Origin of the sequence: Micromonospora humidisoli (genome assembly GCF_016900955.1) — a bacterium.
GTDB classification, from domain to species: Bacteria; Actinomycetota; Actinomycetes; order Mycobacteriales; family Micromonosporaceae; genus Micromonospora; species Micromonospora wenchangensis.
This window is the reverse complement of the sequence record NZ_JAFEUO010000005.1, coordinates 109,099-125,398: the sequence shown is the minus strand read 5'-3', so window position 1 is coordinate 125,398 and position 16,300 is coordinate 109,099. Positions and strand designations below refer to the sequence as shown.

21 protein-coding genes are annotated in these 16,300 nt (G+C 72.1%); 3 read left to right on the top strand and 18 right to left on the bottom strand.

Translation table 11 applies throughout. From position 1 onward, the window contains the following. Window positions 1-4: 4 nt before the first annotated feature. The 14 genes from JQN84_RS19290 to JQN84_RS19225 form a co-directional block, all read right to left on the bottom strand. Window positions 5-640: an SPFH domain-containing protein gene (locus JQN84_RS19290; protein ID WP_204959781.1), complete on the bottom strand. Its 636-nt coding sequence runs from the start codon at window positions 638-640 to the stop codon at window positions 5-7. Continuing rightward, window positions 637-1,866 (bottom strand): globin domain-containing protein, encoded by a 1,230-nt coding sequence (locus tag JQN84_RS19285; protein WP_204959780.1) that lies wholly within the window; start codon window positions 1,864-1,866, stop codon window positions 637-639. The genes JQN84_RS19290 and JQN84_RS19285 overlap by 4 nt, the downstream gene beginning before the upstream one ends. A 2-nt stretch (window positions 1,867-1,868) precedes the next feature. After that, complete coding sequence (locus tag JQN84_RS19280; protein WP_204960314.1) at window positions 1,869-3,071, bottom strand: nitric oxide synthase oxygenase; 1,203 nt, start codon at window positions 3,069-3,071, stop codon at window positions 1,869-1,871. Between the two features lie 368 nt (window positions 3,072-3,439). Further along, the gene (locus JQN84_RS19275) at window positions 3,440-4,048 is read right to left on the bottom strand and encodes a MerR family transcriptional regulator (protein ID WP_204959779.1); all 609 of its coding nucleotides are present in this window, start codon (window positions 4,046-4,048) and stop codon (window positions 3,440-3,442) included. Window positions 4,049-4,225: 177 nt separating this feature from the next. Further along, window positions 4,226-4,690 carry a bifunctional nuclease family protein gene (locus tag JQN84_RS19270; protein WP_088647333.1) on the bottom strand — a complete coding sequence of 155 codons (465 nt, stop codon included), beginning with the start codon at window positions 4,688-4,690 and terminating at the stop codon, window positions 4,226-4,228. Window positions 4,691-4,870: 180 nt separating this feature from the next. Continuing rightward, window positions 4,871-5,566, bottom strand: coding sequence for a transcriptional regulator FtsR (gene ftsR / locus JQN84_RS19265; protein ID WP_204960313.1), 696 nt, complete (start codon window positions 5,564-5,566; stop codon window positions 4,871-4,873). Window positions 5,567-5,616: 50 nt separating this feature from the next. Then, window positions 5,617-6,069 carry an oxoglutarate dehydrogenase inhibitor Odhl gene (odhI, locus tag JQN84_RS19260; RefSeq protein WP_145919984.1) on the bottom strand — a complete coding sequence of 151 codons (453 nt, stop codon included), beginning with the start codon at window positions 6,067-6,069 and terminating at the stop codon, window positions 5,617-5,619. 217 nt (window positions 6,070-6,286) lie between these two features. Next, entirely contained in the window at window positions 6,287-6,667 is a 381-nt protein-coding gene (gene gcvH / locus JQN84_RS19255; protein WP_204959778.1) for a glycine cleavage system protein GcvH, read from the bottom strand. Window positions 6,668-6,720: 53 nt separating this feature from the next. After that, window positions 6,721-7,686: a DUF881 domain-containing protein gene (locus JQN84_RS19250; protein WP_204959777.1), complete on the bottom strand. Its 966-nt coding sequence runs from the start codon at window positions 7,684-7,686 to the stop codon at window positions 6,721-6,723. Between the two features lie 9 nt (window positions 7,687-7,695). Continuing rightward, complete coding sequence (locus tag JQN84_RS19245; protein ID WP_007071104.1) at window positions 7,696-8,028, bottom strand: small basic family protein; 333 nt, start codon at window positions 8,026-8,028, stop codon at window positions 7,696-7,698. Continuing rightward, on the bottom strand, window positions 8,025-8,978 hold the full coding sequence (locus JQN84_RS19240; RefSeq protein WP_204959776.1) for a DUF881 domain-containing protein: 954 nt from the start codon (window positions 8,976-8,978) through the stop codon (window positions 8,025-8,027). Before JQN84_RS19240 ends, JQN84_RS19245 begins: the two co-directional genes overlap by 4 nt. After that, entirely contained in the window at window positions 8,975-9,607 is a 633-nt protein-coding gene (clsA, locus tag JQN84_RS19235; protein ID WP_204959775.1) for a cardiolipin synthase ClsA, read from the bottom strand. The genes JQN84_RS19240 and clsA overlap by 4 nt, the downstream gene beginning before the upstream one ends. A 278-nt stretch (window positions 9,608-9,885) precedes the next feature. After that, window positions 9,886-10,356: a MarR family winged helix-turn-helix transcriptional regulator gene (locus tag JQN84_RS19230; protein ID WP_204959774.1), complete on the bottom strand. Its 471-nt coding sequence runs from the start codon at window positions 10,354-10,356 to the stop codon at window positions 9,886-9,888. A 47-nt stretch (window positions 10,357-10,403) separates the two neighbouring features. Continuing rightward, entirely contained in the window at window positions 10,404-11,579 is a 1,176-nt protein-coding gene (locus JQN84_RS19225) for a PP2C family protein-serine/threonine phosphatase (protein WP_204959773.1), read from the bottom strand. Between the two features lie 145 nt (window positions 11,580-11,724). Between JQN84_RS19225 and JQN84_RS19220 the strand changes: the two genes are divergently transcribed. Both JQN84_RS19220 and JQN84_RS19215 read left to right on the top strand, forming a co-directional pair. Further along, entirely contained in the window at window positions 11,725-12,627 is a 903-nt protein-coding gene (locus tag JQN84_RS19220) for a universal stress protein (RefSeq protein ID WP_204959772.1), read from the top strand. Window positions 12,628-12,711: 84 nt separating this feature from the next. Then, on the top strand, window positions 12,712-12,921 hold the full coding sequence (locus JQN84_RS19215) for a phosphatidylethanolamine-binding protein (RefSeq protein WP_204959771.1): 210 nt from the start codon (window positions 12,712-12,714) through the stop codon (window positions 12,919-12,921). Between the two features lie 84 nt (window positions 12,922-13,005). On the opposite strand, the gene JQN84_RS19210 is transcribed toward JQN84_RS19215, so the two are convergent. Beyond that, window positions 13,006-13,206, bottom strand: coding sequence for a hypothetical protein (locus JQN84_RS19210; protein WP_204959770.1), 201 nt, complete (start codon window positions 13,204-13,206; stop codon window positions 13,006-13,008). 131 nt (window positions 13,207-13,337) lie between these two features. Between JQN84_RS19210 and JQN84_RS19205 the strand changes: the two genes are divergently transcribed. Then, entirely contained in the window at window positions 13,338-13,991 is a 654-nt protein-coding gene (locus JQN84_RS19205) for a hypothetical protein (RefSeq protein WP_204959769.1), read from the top strand. Between the two features lie 11 nt (window positions 13,992-14,002). On the opposite strand, the gene JQN84_RS19200 is transcribed toward JQN84_RS19205, so the two are convergent. From JQN84_RS19200 to selB, 3 genes are all read right to left on the bottom strand, one after another. Then, window positions 14,003-14,194 (bottom strand): hypothetical protein, encoded by a 192-nt coding sequence (locus tag JQN84_RS19200; protein ID WP_088645872.1) that lies wholly within the window; start codon window positions 14,192-14,194, stop codon window positions 14,003-14,005. Window positions 14,195-14,271: 77 nt separating this feature from the next. Beyond that, window positions 14,272-14,469 (bottom strand): hypothetical protein, encoded by a 198-nt coding sequence (locus tag JQN84_RS19195; protein ID WP_204959768.1) that lies wholly within the window; start codon window positions 14,467-14,469, stop codon window positions 14,272-14,274. A 73-nt stretch (window positions 14,470-14,542) separates the two neighbouring features. Continuing rightward, window positions 14,543-16,300 (bottom strand): selenocysteine-specific translation elongation factor, encoded by a 1,758-nt coding sequence (gene selB / locus JQN84_RS19190; protein ID WP_204959767.1) that lies wholly within the window; start codon window positions 16,298-16,300, stop codon window positions 14,543-14,545.

Below are 16,300 nucleotides of genomic sequence, written 5' to 3'. Positions count from 1 at the left end.
CGGATCAGCCGCCCAGCACCGCCCGCAACTGCGCGCTGGCCCCACCGGCCGCCGCCGCGTCCGCCCGCAACTGCTCCGACTGCGCCGACAGATACGACTGCCACCGGTTGAGTTGCTGCTGCGCCGCAGCGACCGCCGCCAACGCCGCCGCATGCCGCTCCTCCAACGCCTGCAACTTCCCCGCCAACTCCGGCGACGGACCCGCAACCGACGACACCGACGCACCCACCTCACCGGCCCGCCGGTGCGCCTCGGCGAGGATCTCCTCCGCCTGCCGCCGCGCATCAGCGATGATCTCCGCGCCCTCCGCGCTGGCCTCACCGATCGTCCGGTTCGCCTCGTCCTGCGCCCGCATCGCCAACTCGACAGTCATCGGATCCGGCCCCTGCGGTGCGGTGCTCGGCAACGTCCCGTGCCGCAGCATCTCCACCTGACTCAGCAGCCCCTGGTTCTCCCGCCGCTGCCGCTCCAACTCCGCCGTCAACAACCCGATCCGGTCGTCAGCCGCCCGCACCACCGCCTCGACCTCGTCGGCGGACAACCAGTGGCTGCCCCGGAACCGCCGTTCCTCCAACACCGACAACTGGCGGGCGACCTCACCCTGTTCGGCCCCGACCCGGTCGGAGTGGTCGACGCTCATCGGGCACCTGTCCCACTGAAGTCGCGCAGGCCCACAGCACCGGCCTCGGCGAGCGGCGGATAGAGAGAATGATCATAGCTCTCCGTCAGGATCTGCTCCGGCGCCACACCCGAACGCACCAGAAGCGCCACCGTGTCCCGGGTCATCTCCGGACTCCCACACACCAGGACCTCCGTGTCCGCCCACGGCCCCAACCGCACCGCCGTGTCACCCGCCCGACCGATCGCCCCCTGCCAACCCCACCCCGTCTCCACCGTCGGCACATACCGCAACCAGCCCGTACCCGCATGCTGCCAACCCGCCGCCGGCGGCATCGCCGCCAACCGCGACAACGCCGCCTCGTCATACAGGTCATCCGGGGTACGACCACCCACCACCAACGTCGTACGCCGCCCCGCACCCTGCTGCACCGCCTCCACCACCGCCCGCAACGGCGCCAACCCCGTCCCCCCGGCGATCAACAACAACGGCAGGTGCGGCGACCTGTCGTACGACGACAACGCCGCCCCCGTCGGATGCCCCAACAACAACCGCTCACCCGCCCGCAACCGACGCACCAGATGCGTGGAGAACCGGCCCGCCGCCCGCACATGGAACTCGATCGTCCCGTCCGCCCGCGGCGCGTTCGCCGGCGACAGGTACCGCCACGTCCGCAACTGCGGCACCTGCACCGGCAACGACTGCCCCGGCCGGTAGTTGCACAGATAGTTCGGCCGCACCGTGAACACCATGATGTCGGCGCGACGACGCTCCGCCGTCACCACCTCCGCCTCCCAGTGCGGCGGCGACGACCGCTCCGCCTCAGCCGCCCCGTCGAGCATCATCTTCGCCACCAACTCGTACGCCGCCGCCCACTGCGCCCGCAACGCCGGCGTGAAGTACGGGCCGAGGAAACGCTCCAACGTGGCCAGCAACGCCTGACCCACCCAGATGTAGTGCCGCTCCCCCAACACCACCGGATTACCCCGCTGGTCGTGGCCGTGGAACCGCCGGTGATCCGCACCCAACCGCTGCGCGAACACCGCCAACGCCTGCGGATCATCCAAACTGGTGATGATGTGCCCCAACGCGGCCAGGAGCTTGTCCTCCTGGTACTGCATGTTCGTCGGGAACATCGACCGTGCCTCCGGCGCCACCACGAACAACGTGGCATAGAAATACTTCGCCGCCTCCGGCCCGGCAGCGGAGAACTGGCTCCAACTCTGGCGCAACGCCGCGCTGTCCATCGTCAGTCCTCCTGCGCGCGAGCCACGTCGTGACGCTCACGCAACGTCATCGCCACCACACCATCCGGATCGTAAACGCGGTCAGTCTGCCAGAGATTCGGATTCGGGACGCGGGTGTCGTAGTACCGGTGATGCACCGCATGCAACGCCGCCCACCCCACACTCCCGTTCAACCACGACCAGTCACCGTGCACCGGCCGACCCGCCCGCTCCTCCTGCGCACAGAACTTCATGAACAACTCCGACTCGGTGTGCGGATCGGACACCCGCACCCCCGCCACCCGGAACGAGTGCAGCACCGCCTGGTTCAACACCAACGCCGCATGCTCCCGCCACAGGGTGTCCTCCCGCGACGTGTCCAACCCCAGCCCCGCCGCCACCACCGGCAACTGGTCGTACCGCTCCCGGTCGCCCATGTTGCGGGTCCCGATCTCGTCACCCAGATAGTGACCGTTGAACGGCGCGCAACTGTAGTCGACCCCGCCGATACGCAGACGCATGTTACTGATCACCGGCAGCGCATGCCAACGCAACATCAGATCCGCGAACCACTCATGGTCCGGATGACTCAACGCCACCTCCCGCACCAACTCCCGCGGCACCTCCCACACCGACGGCGACTCGTGCGCCGTCTCGATCACCCACGGCAACAGATCGAACCGACCCGGCACCGGCGGCGGCCGCCACCCCAACCGGCGGGCCGCCCGCACCATCGCCACCTGCGCCGGATCACCCAACACCCCACCATCGGCACACACATGACCGCAGTACCTGATCAACTGGTCGTTCCAGATCCGCGCCCGCGGCCCCACCCCCGGCCGGTCCGGCGCGAACACCGTGATCACCGACTGGATCCGACCCCCGTTGTCCCCCGCCGCCAGATGCGCCGACAACTCCTGCGCGATCCCCGCCGCCGTCGTCACATGCCGACGGTCCCGCACCCGCAACCCCGCCCACCGCACCCGCCCCACACACCGCGCCGACTGCCGCCACGCCACCTTCGCCCCGTACACCAACTCCTCCCGGGTGTGCCGGTACGAGCCGGTCAACGCGACCTCCTCACGCACCTCCGCCAACCGCGCCGCCAACCCCGGCAACTGCCGCTCGGCGTGCAACGCCTCCAGGAACTGCGTCGCCTCGGCCAACACGTCCCCATCGGAGCCCACCGGCCCGGCAGACGACGCGGCGGTGACCGGGCAACGCAACCCGGCAGCATGATCGGCGACAGCACCGCCGGCCCGCGCGGAACCCGGGCCGTAGTGATCGATATGCACTTCGGTTCGTTTCCCGTCCTCGGCGGGACCACGGATGCGACCCCCGCACCATGCTCCACGCATCAGCTCGACGCCACCACCAACCGTCACTCACCGTGACCCAGCCGGCGTCTCTGGTGATCGCCCTGGACAGGATTCCTCGCCGGACCACACCTGTCAACAACAGCCCTCCACCCGGGAACGTCCACCAAGGACAGCCACCACCCCAGGTCACACCCCACATCGAGACGACAACCAACCCCACCCGGACACGACGACGCCGCGACCGGAACCCGGCCGCGGCGTCCACACCACCTGAATCAACCCGCCCGACGCCGCGCCCGCCGCGCCGCCAACTCGTCACCCACCACCCCCGACGACACACCCTCCTGCACCGCCGGAACCACCTCACCACCACCCGGCACCGCCGGCTCCGCCGGCAGATGCGACAACGAACCCTGGATCTCCTTGAACGCCCCACCGATCGCGATCCCGAACACCCCCTGACCACCCTGCAACAGATCCACCACCTCCTCCGGAGACCGGCACTCGTACACCGTCGTCCCATCCGAGATCAGCGTGATCCCCGCCAGGTCCTCCACCCCACGCGACCGCAACGCCTCGATCGCCTTACGGATGTTCTGCAACGACACCCCGGCGTCCAGCAACCGCTTCACGACCTTCAACACCACCAGATCGCGGAACGAATACAACCGGGACGTCCCCGAACCCGACGCGTCCCGGACACTCGGCACCACCAACGTCGTCCGCGCCCAGTAATCCAACTGGCGGTAACTGATCCCCGCCGCATGACAGGCCGTCACACCCCGGTACCCGACCGCACCGTCACCGTCCACCGGCACCGACGACGACACCGCCCCCGACTCGCCCCGCTCCACACCTGGCTCAGGCTCCCGCGGCTCGTGCATCCCGACAACCTCCCCGTCAGTGCGGCAACACGCCGGTTCCACCGACGCACACCCCTCGACACGGCAACCCTAACGCCGCACCAAGGGGTTACCACGGAGAAACAGCCGCGACACGCCGCGCGACGACACACCACACCACCGGCACCGCCACCACGGCACCCACCACCACGCCAGCGATCAGCCCGCGAAATCCTCCGGCCGCACCTGCTCCAGGAACTCCCGGAACTTCTCCACCTCATCCTCCTGCTCGTCGGGAATCACGATCCCCGCCTCACTGAGGACCTGCTCCGCACAACGAATAGGCGCACCCACCCGCAACGCCAACGCGATCGAATCACTCGGCCGGGCCGACACCCGCACCCCGTCACCCAGCAACAGATCAGCGTAGAAGACGTTCTCCTTCAACTCGGTGATCTCCACCGCCCGCAACGGCGCCTGCAACGCCGCCAGCACGTCGCGCAACAAATCATGCGTCAACGGCCGGGCCGGTTTGACCCCCTGCTGCTCATAAGCAATAGCCGTGGCCTCGACCGCACCGATCCAGATCGGCAGATAGCGGTCGCCCTCGACCTCCCTGAGCAGGACGATCGGCTGGTTGCTCGGCAGCTCCACCCGAACCCCGACCACGCTCAGCTCGCGCACCGCCGCCTCCGTGTCGTTGTCACCTACACCGCACCGCGCCCCGTCCCTGCACGGTACACGGACCGCGACACGGCCGTCCCCACCGCACCAGCCCCGCGCACCACGCCGGAAAAGGATTACCCCGGCAAGCCTACGGCACGCTTCCCGGGGCAGAACCTTCCGCACACACCAACCCGACCCTCACCGACCCAACGTCGACCGCAACCCCACCCGCACCAACGCCGCATGCAACTGCTGCGACAACGCCACCAACTCCCGCGCCGTCTCCGCCGCCCGCGCCCGCGCCGCCGGATCAGACTGCCGCGCCAACGGCGCCACCAACTGCGCGAACAAACCCACCTCACGATCCGCCGACGACCGGTAACCCCGCAGATGACGAGGCTCCAACCCGTACGCCGCCAAACCCGCCACCGCCCGCGCGATGATCAACGCATCAGCGTCATACCACCCCGGCGGATCCGGCACCAACACCCCGAGCCGCTCCAACTCACCCAACGTCGACTCGGCGATCCCACTACGCGCCACCAGATCGGCCCGCCCGAGCCGCACCTGCGACTCAGGCTCCTCCACCGACCGGCCCGGCACCTCACCACCGGGACCCACCGCCACCAACGTCGGCCGCTGCCGACCCGGCGACTCCTCACCACCGTCCCACTGCGCCAACTGCTCACGAATCACCCGCAACGGCAGATACTGATCACGCTGCGCAGTCAACACGAACCGCAACCGGGCCACATCATCCCAGCTGTACTTCCGGTACCCCGCCGCCGTGCGCTGCGGCTCCACCAGACCCTCGGCCTCAAGGAACCGCAACTTCGAAATCGTGACGTCCGGAAACTCCACCCGCAGCTGACCCAACACCTCACCGATACTCATCAGCGGGTGCGACCGGGCCGACCCGGACGGCATGGAGGCCGCAGGCTCGTTCACCCCCGGCCGGCCTCCTCCTCCGGGCGAGGACCGGCAATGAACACCACCCGGAACTTACCGATCTGCACCTCGTCACCATTGCTCAACGTGGCAGCCTCCACCCGCTCCCGGTTCACGTAGGTGCCGTTCAGACTCCCCACGTCCCGCACCGTGAACGTCCCCGCATCCCGATGGAACTCAGCATGCCGCCGCGACACCGTCACATCGTCCAGGAAGATGTCACTGTCCGGATGCCGGCCACTCGTCGTCACATCATGGTCCAACAGGAACCGGGCACCCGCATTCGGGCCCCGACGAACCACCAGCAGCGCCATACCCGGCGGCAACGAGCCGGACATCCGACTCGGCACCACATCGGTGTCCGGACCCTCCAGCACTTCGTCCAACGAACCGAGATTGAGCGTCGAAGTGACGTCGAGCGGGGGGAACTCGTCGCCTGGGCGCGTCATGGGACCACCTCACGGATCAGTTTCGGTCAGCACAGGATAACGGCGGGTACGGCCCCCGGGAAGATCACCCGACGACTGGCTCCCCCTGCCCAACGAAGGCAATTACCCAACACTGCACCAATTTGGGGTTCTCGGTCGACTGGGCGAGCCTAGCCAGCGCCGAAATGCAGGGCAACCGGACGCGCGGCAGAATCACCCACGCCCGGCACGACACCACTCAGCTCTCAGTGAGCTCACGGTACGCGTCAGCGGTCAACAACCCGTCCACCGCCGCCGGATCCGCCGGCACGATCTCCACCAACCAACCCGCACCGTACGGATCAGAATTGATCACCTCAGGAGTGTCGGCCAACGCCTCGTTGCGCGCCGCCACCGTCCCGCTCACCGGCGCGTAGATCTCCGACACACTCTTGGTCGACTCGATCTCACCCAACGACTCACCGGCCTCCACCACCACACCGGAGTCCGGCAACTGGACGAACACGATGTCACCCAGCGCATCCTGCGCGAACTGGGTGATACCCACCCGGACGTTACCGCCCTCGGCACCCACCACCCACTCGTGCTCGGCGGTGTAACGCAGATCCTCAGGAATCACCAGCGCGTCCCTCATCCATCGGTGCACCGGACCACCCGGCGCGGCCGCGCCGGTCAGGAGACCGGACGGGCGTGTTCCAGCTTCAACGGCGCGTGCAGCGCCGAAACCTCGGCAACCTCACGATCCTCGACGCTCACGTTACCGCCGTCACCGCGAACCGATGCGGCCACCCCGCCCGGAATGTTCAACGCGGTACGCATCGTCTCCGGATCACCGATCACCGTGATCGTGTACGGACCCGTCAACGGCCGCCCGTCCACCACCAACACGTCCCCCGCCCCGTCCAGGAAGTACGTCGACGCGATGATCCGCGCCGACGCCCGATCCCCACCCGAGATCTGCATCGCCTCCGCACCCGCACCCCGCAACTCCTGCACCGCGTCCAACACCCGGTCCGCCCGGATCGGCTTGCCACCCGGCTCGAACCGCACCGCCAACCCCGGCCCCCGCGCCGGCAACGTACCCGCCAGGATGCCCAACTCGTCGGCCCGCTTCGTCGCCTCCTCCAACGCCGCCTGCCGACCCTGCTCACCCGAACGCAACTGCCGCTGGCTGTCCTCCAGGCCCTCGATGTCCTGCTGCAGACGCTTCTCCCGCGAATCCAGATCCGAGAAGATCCGCACCAGATCCTCCTGCCGGGTCGCCGCCAACGTCGGATCCGTCGAGGTCGTCTTCAACTGCACCACCAACGTGAACCCCAACAACGCCAGCAACGCCGCGATCATCACCCCCGCCGGAGACACCTTCCGCCCCACCGGACCTGCCGACGGGCTGTCCGACAGCTGCGCCGAGGACCCGGCCTCAGCCGACGCCACCTCCGCCAGGTTCACCGTCGCCCCGTCGTCGTCACCCGACTCCGACGGCTGCTCCCGCGACGGTTCCCCCGGCACCAACGGACTCAACTCGTCCGCATCCGGCGCGTCCGGCCGCGGATCCGGCTCACCCGCCGGCCCCACCGGACGCACCGGCTCCACCGGCTGCGGCCACCCGGTACCCGTCTCCCGATGCTCGTCGCTCACGACACCAACCTACGCCCGGAACAGGTGCCGACGGATCGCCGCCACATTCCCGAAGATCCGCACCCCCAACACGACCACCACACCAGTGGACAACTGCCCACCCACCCCCAACTGGTCACCCAGATACACGATCAGACCCGCCACCAGCACGTTCGAGATGAACGACACCACGAACTGCTTGTCGTCGAAGATCCGGTCCAACTTCGCCCGCACCCCACCGAACACGGCGTCCAACGCGGCCACCACCGCGATCGGCAGGTACGGCTGCAACGCCGCCGGCACCGTCGGGTCGAGATAGACCCCCAGCACCACACCGGCGAGCAACGCCAGCACCGCGATCATCGGACACCTCCGGAGGGGCGGGAAGACGAACCCGGACCGGACGACCCGGCACCGGACGAACCGACAGCGCCCGAACCCGCCGGCGACGGACTCGGACTGACCGACGGCTGGGCGTAGCGTAGCCGTGGCTCCGGCGCGGCGGGCAACGTGAGGTCCCCGGCCCGACGCACCTCGAACGACAACCCGGTGTCCCGGGCCACCCGACGCATCAGATACGCCGACCGGCTGTCGTCGAACCGGTCCCGCAACGACCGCGGCCCGATCGCCGACACCTCGTACGGGCTGGTCACCGGACGGAAGTCCACCAGGATCGCCGCCCCCGCCGACCGGATCGTCGACGTCGCCGTCAACCGCTGCCCGTTGATCGCGATCGCCTCCGCACCCGAGGCCCACAGGTCGTTGGCGACCTTCTGCAGATCCGAGTAGATCACCCGCGACGGACCCGCCGCCGAGTCACCGTTGACCGCGCCGTCGTCCTGCGCCGCCGCGTCGGCCAACGTCACCACCACCCCGTCACCACGCACCCGCCCCAGCCCCGTGCCCGCCTCCAGGTTGCGCAACCGGGCCGCCTGCGAACCACTCAACGCCGCGTCCCGCTGCCGACCCACTTCCTCGCGCAGCCGCGCGGCCCGCGCGGTCATCGCGTCGGTCTCCGCCTCCCGCTGCTTGATCTGCGCGATCAACGCCGCCCGCGCCTGACTACGGCTCGGCTCGTCGGCCATCGTCTCCCGGTACGCCACCGCGAACAGGAACCCCACCACGGCCACCACCACGACCGCCACCGCCCGCGCGGACGCGCCCCGCCACCCGGCGGTCGACGCCGGGTCCTGCCGCCGCCGGGCCGCCGCGTCGGCGTAACCCGGGTCCAGCGGGTTCTGGAACAACTCGGTGAGGAAGTCCGGGGTGAACAACCGCGCCGGCCGCTTCGACCCGTCCCCCGGCGCGCTCACGCGGCGGCCCCCCGCCGGGCCGCGCGGACCAGCCGGGCCGCCTGCACCACGTACATCGCGCCGGCCACCCAGTACAGCACCAGACCCCACCAGGCCAGCCCCCAGCCGATGGCCGCGGCGGTCGTCGCCGTCACCGACGTGGTCGCCGCCGCCAGCAGCAGCACCGGGAACGCGGCCAAAAGCAGGAAGGTGGCGGTCTTGCCGACGTAGTGCACCGGCGGCGGCCCGTAGCCGTGCCGGCGCAGCACCGCCAACGAACCGAGCAGCAGCGCCTCCCGGGCCAGCAGCGCCGCCGTGAACGGCCACGGCACCACCTCCCGGGCGGTGAAGGCGAGCAGCGTGGCGAGGATGTAGAGCCGGTCGGCCAGCGGGTCGAGCAGCTCGCCCAGGCGGCTGACCTGCCCGAGCCGGCGGGCGATCCAGCCGTCCACCCAGTCGGAGGTGCCGCCGATGGCGAGCACCACGATCGCCGCCACGTCCGCCTCCACGACCAGGAACAGCCAGAGGAACAGGGGTACGCCGAGCAGCCGGACGAAGCTGATCAGGTTCGGCAACGTCAGCACCCGGTCGGCCGTGGCGTCACCGCCCGGTCCGCGCGGATGCTCTGCCCGAGCCGGCCGACGTGACACCGAACCTCCCCCCGCAGCACGATCCGGGCGCCCTCGTGGGCGCCACGGTCAGCCGTGCGCTTACCGGACCGGCGGGTGCCGGTGTCTCGGTGATCCCGGGCCGGGACCTCCCCCTGGTGCGGTCCGGGGCGCTCGACACCCCGGGCCGGCAGCCACTATATCGGGCGCTCCTGGCGGGGCGGGTGGGGCGCGCTTTTGTCGGGGCGGTCCGGCGGTGTGTGTGGTGTGTCACCACCGCTAAGGCATCCTAGGACAATAGGGGAGGTCGTCGGAACGACTCACGCGGTGCGGGCCGGGGTGTCGGGCTGCGCGGTGGGCGTGCCCGCGGCCGCCGCCTGGCCGAACGCCAGCAGGGCCAGCAGCAGCTCGTGCTGGGCCCGGGGCGGCATCCGGTCCAGCACCGCCTGCACCGCCCGGTGCCGGCGTTCCCGCAGCTCGGTCAGCAGGGTCACCGCCGCGGCGGTGAGCACCAGCCGCACCTCCCGCCGGTCCCGGGGGTCCGGGGTGCGGCGTAGCAACCCGGTCGCCTCCAGCCGGTCACAGAGCCGGCTGGCCGAGGAGGGCACCACGTCGAGCAACTCGGCCAACCCGTTGACGTTCGTCTCCGGCCGGTCCCGGATCAACGCGAGCACCCGCAGCTGGGTCGGCGGGACCGCCACCTGGTGCCGGGAGGTGGCCGAATCGAGCACACCCACGAACGCCTCGGCCGCGGCATCGATCGCCGCAGCAAGATCCGGAGGTCGCTCCACCCGCTGTCCCCTGCGATTGTCCGCTGTCGTAAGTCGCTGACGGCCGATCACCGTGCGCGCCGCCCGCCCGGCCCGCACCAGTCCAGGCACACGACGACGGCGTCGTCACGTAGATCAGTGTCGGCATGATAGGCGAACAGCTCGCGCATCACCGTACCAACCGCCTCCGTCGCCGGTTGCAGCCGAGTCGACCGCATCGACCGGGCCATCGCCCGCTCACCGTAGGCCTCCTGACCCCCCGGTCGCGCGTCGTACACGCCGTCGCTGACCACGAAGAGCCGGTCGCCGGGCAGTACGTCGAACTCCTGCACCGTGTAGCGGGTCTCGGCGAACATGCCCAACGGCAGCTGCTGCTCCAGGGCGATCCGCTCGACAGTGGTCCCCCGCAGCCGCAGCACCCGCGGCGAACCGGCGTCCACCGCCCGCGCCCGGCCGGTGGCGGTGTCCACCGACAACAACAGCGTCGCCACGTGCCGCTGTCCCCGGTGCTGGTAGAACAGCGTGTCCGAGGCCAGCTCCGCCTGCTCCACCAACCCGCCGCCCGAGCGGCGGGCGTTGCGGATGGCGTTGACGGTGAGCGCGGTCAGCATCGCCGCGGCCAGGCCGGTGCCGGCACCGTTGAGGACGGTGAGGGTGAGCCGCCCCGGGTCGACCGACCAGTCGAAGTGGTCACCGCCCACCGAGTACGCCGGTTCGAGCTGCCCGGCCAGCAGGAACGCCTCGTGCGTGACGCTGCGCCCCGGCAGCAGTTCCCACTGCATCTCCGCGGCCATGCTCAGCCGCTCCCGACGCCGCGTCCGCCGGTACCGGTCGGTCTCCCGGTCGGCCGCCCGCAACGTGGTGGCCAGGTCGACGGCCAGGTCGGCGATCAGCTCCACCGTCGGGTGGTCCGGGCTGCCCACCAGCTCGACCAGGAACACCCCCAGCCGCTCCCCCCGGGTGGTCAGCGGCGCCCAGACCCGGCAGCGCCCGCCGTCGGACGGGTCGCGCACCGGGTGCTGGCCGCTGAAACAGCGTTGCGCGGCGCTCTGACCGGTGAGCGAGCCGGCGGACACCTCCGGGTCGAGCACCGACCACAGCCCGCTGATCCGGTAGTCGGCCAGGAACGCGTCGACCCGTACCGCGGCCAGCTCCGACCGGAGGGCCCGATCGACGGCCTCCACCACCTGGTCGGGTGGGGCCTCACGTAGCGCACGCGACATCGCTGCGAGCGCGTCCGGCATGGTTGTCCTCCGAAATTCTTGCTACAGAGCAAGCATCATACGAAGCGGCCCGCCCGGGGCACCGCACCGGGCGGGCCACGGTGCCGGTATCGGCCCGCCCGGCCCCCGCCAGCCGCGATACTGAACCGGGCGGGAGGTGCGCACGGTGGACCCGACGGACGGCGCGGCGATCGTGGTGGGCGTGGACGGCTCGGAACCGGCGCTGCGCGCCGTCCGGCTGGCCGCGGCCGAGGCGGCCCGCCTGCGCCGGCCGCTGCGGGTGGTACACGGCTTCATCTGGCCACTGCTGCACACACCCGTCGACCCGGTCGCCGGCGACCCACCCGGCGGCGGCCTGCGCCGCACCGCCCAGGACCTCGTCGAGACGGCGGTGACACAGGCCCGGACGGTCGACCCCGGCCTCCGGGTGACCGGGGAGATCATCGACGGCGAGGCGTCGGCGGTGCTGCTGGGCACCTCCCCCTCCGCGGCGCTGATCGTGCTCGGCGACCGGGGCCTCGGCGGGTTCGGCGCGCTGGTCGTCGGCTCGGTGGCGATCCAGGTCAGCACCCACGCCGACTGCCCGGTGCTGGTCGCCCGGGGCACCCCGGCCGACGACGGACCGGTGGTGGTCGGGGTCGACGGGTCGACGGCCTCCCGCGCCGCGGTGGACTTCGCCGCCACGCAGGCCGCCGCACGCGGGGTCCGGCTGCGGGCCGTGCACGCGTACACCCATCCGGCCTCCGCCGGCCCCGGGGACTTCCAACCCCTGGTGTACGACGAGGCCCGGCTGCGCGACGAGGAGGACGACGTGCTCACCGCAAGCCTCGCCGGGCTCGCCGAACGGCACCCCGGCCTGCCGATCGACCGGGAACCCGTGCACGCCCGCCCGGTCGCCGCCCTCACCGAGGCGTCCCACCGGGCCCAACTGGTGGTCGTCGGCGGTCGGGGCCACGGTGAACTGGCCGGGCTGCTGCTCGGCTCGGTCGGCCACGGGGTGCTGCACCGCAGCGCCTGCCCGGTGGCGGTGGTACGCACCCCCGACCGCACACCGTCGACAGGCCGGTGAGCCACCGCGCGGTCGACGGTGGTTGACCGCGCCGGGGACGGGTAGTCGGCGCGGGTACCGCAGGCGGACCACCGAGGAGGCGACATGCCAGGACCACGGCCGGGAAGCAACGCGTACGACAAGGAACGGGCGCGGCTGCGTGACCTGATCGAACAGTCGGGACGCGCGTCCGACCAGGAGGCCAACCAGGTGGCCAACCGGATCCTCCAGGAGGACCGGGGCCAGCGCGGCATGGTCCGGGGTGACCGGGCCTACGGGCCCAAGGGCGAACGCGGACCCGGCGACCCGAAGTGAGACGGCGCGGCCGGGCCGCCGCTTGCGAACCGGGGCGGCGGCCCGGCCGTCCGTGCGTCGCCGCCCGGTCGGGCGGCGACGCGGTCAGCGGCGGTCGCTGTCGTCGTCGGCGGTCGACCCGCCCGGACCGTACGGGGACGCCTGGCCACGGGGCATCGGGCGGCCCCGGTCCCCCGCCGAGCTGCCCCGGTTGGCCGGGTGACCGGACGTGCCCGGCACCTTGCTGTCCTGCACGGTCGGGTTCTTCCCGTCGCGGCGCATCTCGGGCTGCTGCACGTTCGTCACGGGTGTCTCCTTCCGGGTGGACGGGCGCGGATGCTCCGCGCCCACCGCCGGGTTACCCGCCAGCACGGTGCGCATGCCGACCGCCACGCCGGAGCAGGGCTGAGCGGCGTCAGGGCGGGTAGTACCGGGTGATGGGAGACGACCGACGGGTGGCCCGGACGCTGCTGGCCCGCCACGGCAGCACCTACGCCGAGGACGCCGGCATCACGCTGGCCGACCGGCCCGGCCCGCTCTACCAACTGCTGGTGCTCACCACGTTGCTGAGCACCCGGATCCGGGCCCAGGTGGCGGTGGCCGCCGCCCGCGAGTTGTTCGCCGCCGGCTGGCGGACCCCGCAGGCGATGGAGGCGTCGGGCTGGCAGGACCGGGTCGACGCGCTGGGCCGCGGCCACTACCGCCGCTACGACGAGCGGACCGCGACCATGCTGGGCACCGGCGCCCGGCTGTGCCTGGACCGCTGGCACGGCGACCTGCGGCGGATGCACCGGGAGACCGGAGGTGAACCGGCGGCGCTGCGGCGACGGCTGACCGAGTTCCCCGGGATCGGCCCCACCGGGGCGGACATCTTCCTGCGGGAGGCGCAGACGGTCTGGCCGGACGTCCGCCCGTACGCCGACCGGCGCACCCTGGCGGGGGCGAGACGCCTCGGCCTCCCGGCCGATCCGCACGGGTTGGCCGGGCTGGTCGCCGCGCCGGACTTCGGCCGGCTCGCGTCGGCGCTGGTCCGGGTGGCCCTCGGCGAGGAGTCGGCGGGCGAGGTGACCCGCACCGCCGCCGCCCGCTGAGGCGCGGCCGGTCAGTCGACCGGCTTGTTGCCCGCCGGCTTGGTCAGGTACCACACCAGCAGGGCGGCCAGCAGGGCCAACAGCACCACACCGCCGGAGACCCCGCCGCCGTCCTCGGTGGAGCGGTGCCCGGTCACCCCGAAGTAGATCACCGCGAGGCCGGCGAGCACCGCCAGAAATGTCCGTATTCCTCGGTCCTTCACGCCCCGCACCGTAAGCGCGCCCCCGGCGCGCAGGCGGACAGTCCGAGCGGATTCCCCCGTCCGGGCGACACCCCCGGTCAGACCGTCTCCAGGTCGTCCAGGGAGATGGCGTGGCTCATCAACCAGCGGGCCAGCGCCGCCATGCCGAACAACCACAGCGGGGCCGACTCGGTGGTGCCGTTGGTGGCGAAGATGGCGAACCGCAGGTCCGGCGCCCGGTACGCCTCGATCCGCCAGCGATGGTTCCGGTCCCGCCAGACCGCCGAAGGGTCCATGGCGTCACGGTAGGCGACCCCGCGCCGGGCCGGAGGCGGTTCGCCGCCACCACGTCACGCAGACACCTGCCGGTCAACCGGAGCCGACGACCAGCCGGGCGTCGTCGGGCAGCCGTCGGGTCACCCCGCGCCGGTCGAGCAGCTCCAGCAGGGGCACCGCCACCCGGCGGGTGGTGTCCAGGGCCTGCCGGGCGGCGCTGAGCGTGAACGGCTGCGGCAGCCGGGCGAGCACCCGCACCGCGGCGTCGGCGGCGTCGGGCAGCAGCACCACGTTGTCGGCCAGCCGCAGCAGCGCACCGGCCCGCACGGCGGCGCCCACCTCCCGGGGGCCCAGGCCCAGCGCGGTGAGCCGGTCGGCCTCCGGGGCGCGGAACGGGTGGGCGGCGAACTCGCCCCGGACCCGGTCGAGGGCGCGGGCCACCGGCTCGGGCAGCCCGGGCACGCCGACGCCGATCCGGCCGGCCCGCAGCGTCAACGGCGGCCGGACCAGCGCCTCCACCAGAGCCCGGTCGGGCAGGCCGAGGCGTTGGCGTAACGCCTCAGTCGGGGCGTCCGGCTCCAGCGGGTGCGCCGCCGCCCAGGCGGTCACCTCCTCGACCAGCCGCACCCCCAGCCACCGCCAGTGCCCCGGATCGGCCAACCAGTCCCCGACGACCGGGGTGGCGTCGCCGGGGACACCCATCCGGGTCAGCTCGGCGGCCCGCACGAGCCGCCGGCGGCGCAGCTCACCGGCCAGGTCGGGACGCCCGTCCAGGTCGGCCAGGACGGCGGCGCGGACGGCGGCGGCGCCCCGACGCGACAGCGGCGGCGGGGCCACGTCCAGCACCGTCACCCCACCGCAGACGTGGTGCCGGCCCGGGTCACGCAGCAACGCCCGGTCCCCGGTCAGCAGCGGCAGCGGACGGTCCAGCCGCAGCCGTACGGTGTCGCCGCCCAGCGGCCGGACCCGGACGGGAACGGCCGCCGACCCGACGTGCAGGGTCAGCGTGGCCGGCAGGTCACCTGCCGGATCACCGGCCAGCCGCACGTCGACCAGGTCGGTGCGGTGGAACCGGTCGGGGGTGAGCAGCGCGTCGCCGCGCCCGAGCCGTTCCCGGGGCACCCCGCGCAGGTTGACCGCGACCCGGGCCACCGCGGCGACCCGCTGCGCGGGCGTCCCCAGCCGGTGCAGGCCCCGCACCCGGACCGGTTCACCGGTGGTGGCGAGCGTCAACCGGTCGCCGACGCGCAGCTCGCCGCCGCCGAGGGTGCCGGTGACCACGGTGCCGCTGCCCCGGATGGTGAACGCCCTGTCGATCCACAGCCGCACCGGCCGGGCGGTGTCCGGCGCAGGCAGCCGGGCGACCAGCCGGTCCAGGGCGGCGCGCAGCTGCGGCAGGCCCACGCCGGTGACGGCGCTGACCGCCACCGCCTCCACCGCGCCGAGCGAGGTCGCCGCGAGCCGGGCGCGGGCCTGCGCCGTCGCCGGCCCCGGATCGGCCAGGTCGGCCCGGGTCACCACCAGCAGCCCATGGGACACGCCGAGGGCGTGCAGGGCGGCCAGATGTTCGGCCGACTGCGGCATCCACCCCTCGTCGGCGGCGACCACCACCAGCGCGGCCGGCACCGGCCCCACTCCGGCCAGCATGTTCGGCACGAACCGTTCGTGCCCCGGCACGTCGACGAAGGCGACCGGGTCGCCGCCGGGCAGGGTGGTCCAGGCGAAACCGAGGTCGATGGTCATGCCCCGGCGGCGTTCCTCCGCCCAGCGGTCCGGTTCCATCCCGGTCAACGCCCGGACCAGGGTGGACTTGCCGTGGTCGACGTGCCCGGCGGTGGCGAGGACGTGCAT

What these genes read in the sequence shown, in the direction of transcription:
- JQN84_RS19290 (WP_204959781.1), bottom strand. Translation starts at nt 640, where the DNA reads ATGAGCGTCGACCACTCCGACCGGGTCGGGGCCGAACAGGGTGAGGTC.
- JQN84_RS19285 (WP_204959780.1), bottom strand. Translation starts at nt 1,866, where the DNA reads ATGGACAGCGCGGCGTTGCGCCAGAGTTGGAGCCAGTTCTCCGCTGCC.
- JQN84_RS19275 (WP_204959779.1), bottom strand. Translation starts at nt 4,048, where the DNA reads ATGCACGAGCCGCGGGAGCCTGAGCCAGGTGTGGAGCGGGGCGAGTCG.
- ftsR (WP_204960313.1), bottom strand. Translation starts at nt 5,566, where the DNA reads ATGAGTATCGGTGAGGTGTTGGGTCAGCTGCGGGTGGAGTTTCCGGAC.
- odhI (WP_145919984.1), bottom strand. Translation starts at nt 6,069, where the DNA reads ATGACGCGCCCAGGCGACGAGTTCCCCCCGCTCGACGTCACTTCGACG.
- JQN84_RS19245 (WP_007071104.1), bottom strand. Translation starts at nt 8,028, where the DNA reads ATGATCGCGGTGCTGGCGTTGCTCGCCGGTGTGGTGCTGGGGGTCTAT.
- JQN84_RS19225 (WP_204959773.1), bottom strand. Translation starts at nt 11,579, where the DNA reads ATGCCGGACGCGCTCGCAGCGATGTCGCGTGCGCTACGTGAGGCCCCA.
- JQN84_RS19215 (WP_204959771.1), top strand. Translation starts at nt 12,712, where the DNA reads ATGCCAGGACCACGGCCGGGAAGCAACGCGTACGACAAGGAACGGGCG.
- JQN84_RS19205 (WP_204959769.1), top strand. Translation starts at nt 13,338, where the DNA reads ATGGGAGACGACCGACGGGTGGCCCGGACGCTGCTGGCCCGCCACGGC.
- JQN84_RS19195 (WP_204959768.1), bottom strand. Translation starts at nt 14,469, where the DNA reads ATGGACCCTTCGGCGGTCTGGCGGGACCGGAACCATCGCTGGCGGATC.
- selB (WP_204959767.1), bottom strand. Translation starts at nt 16,300, where the DNA reads ATGCACGTCCTCGCCACCGCCGGGCACGTCGACCACGGCAAGTCCACC.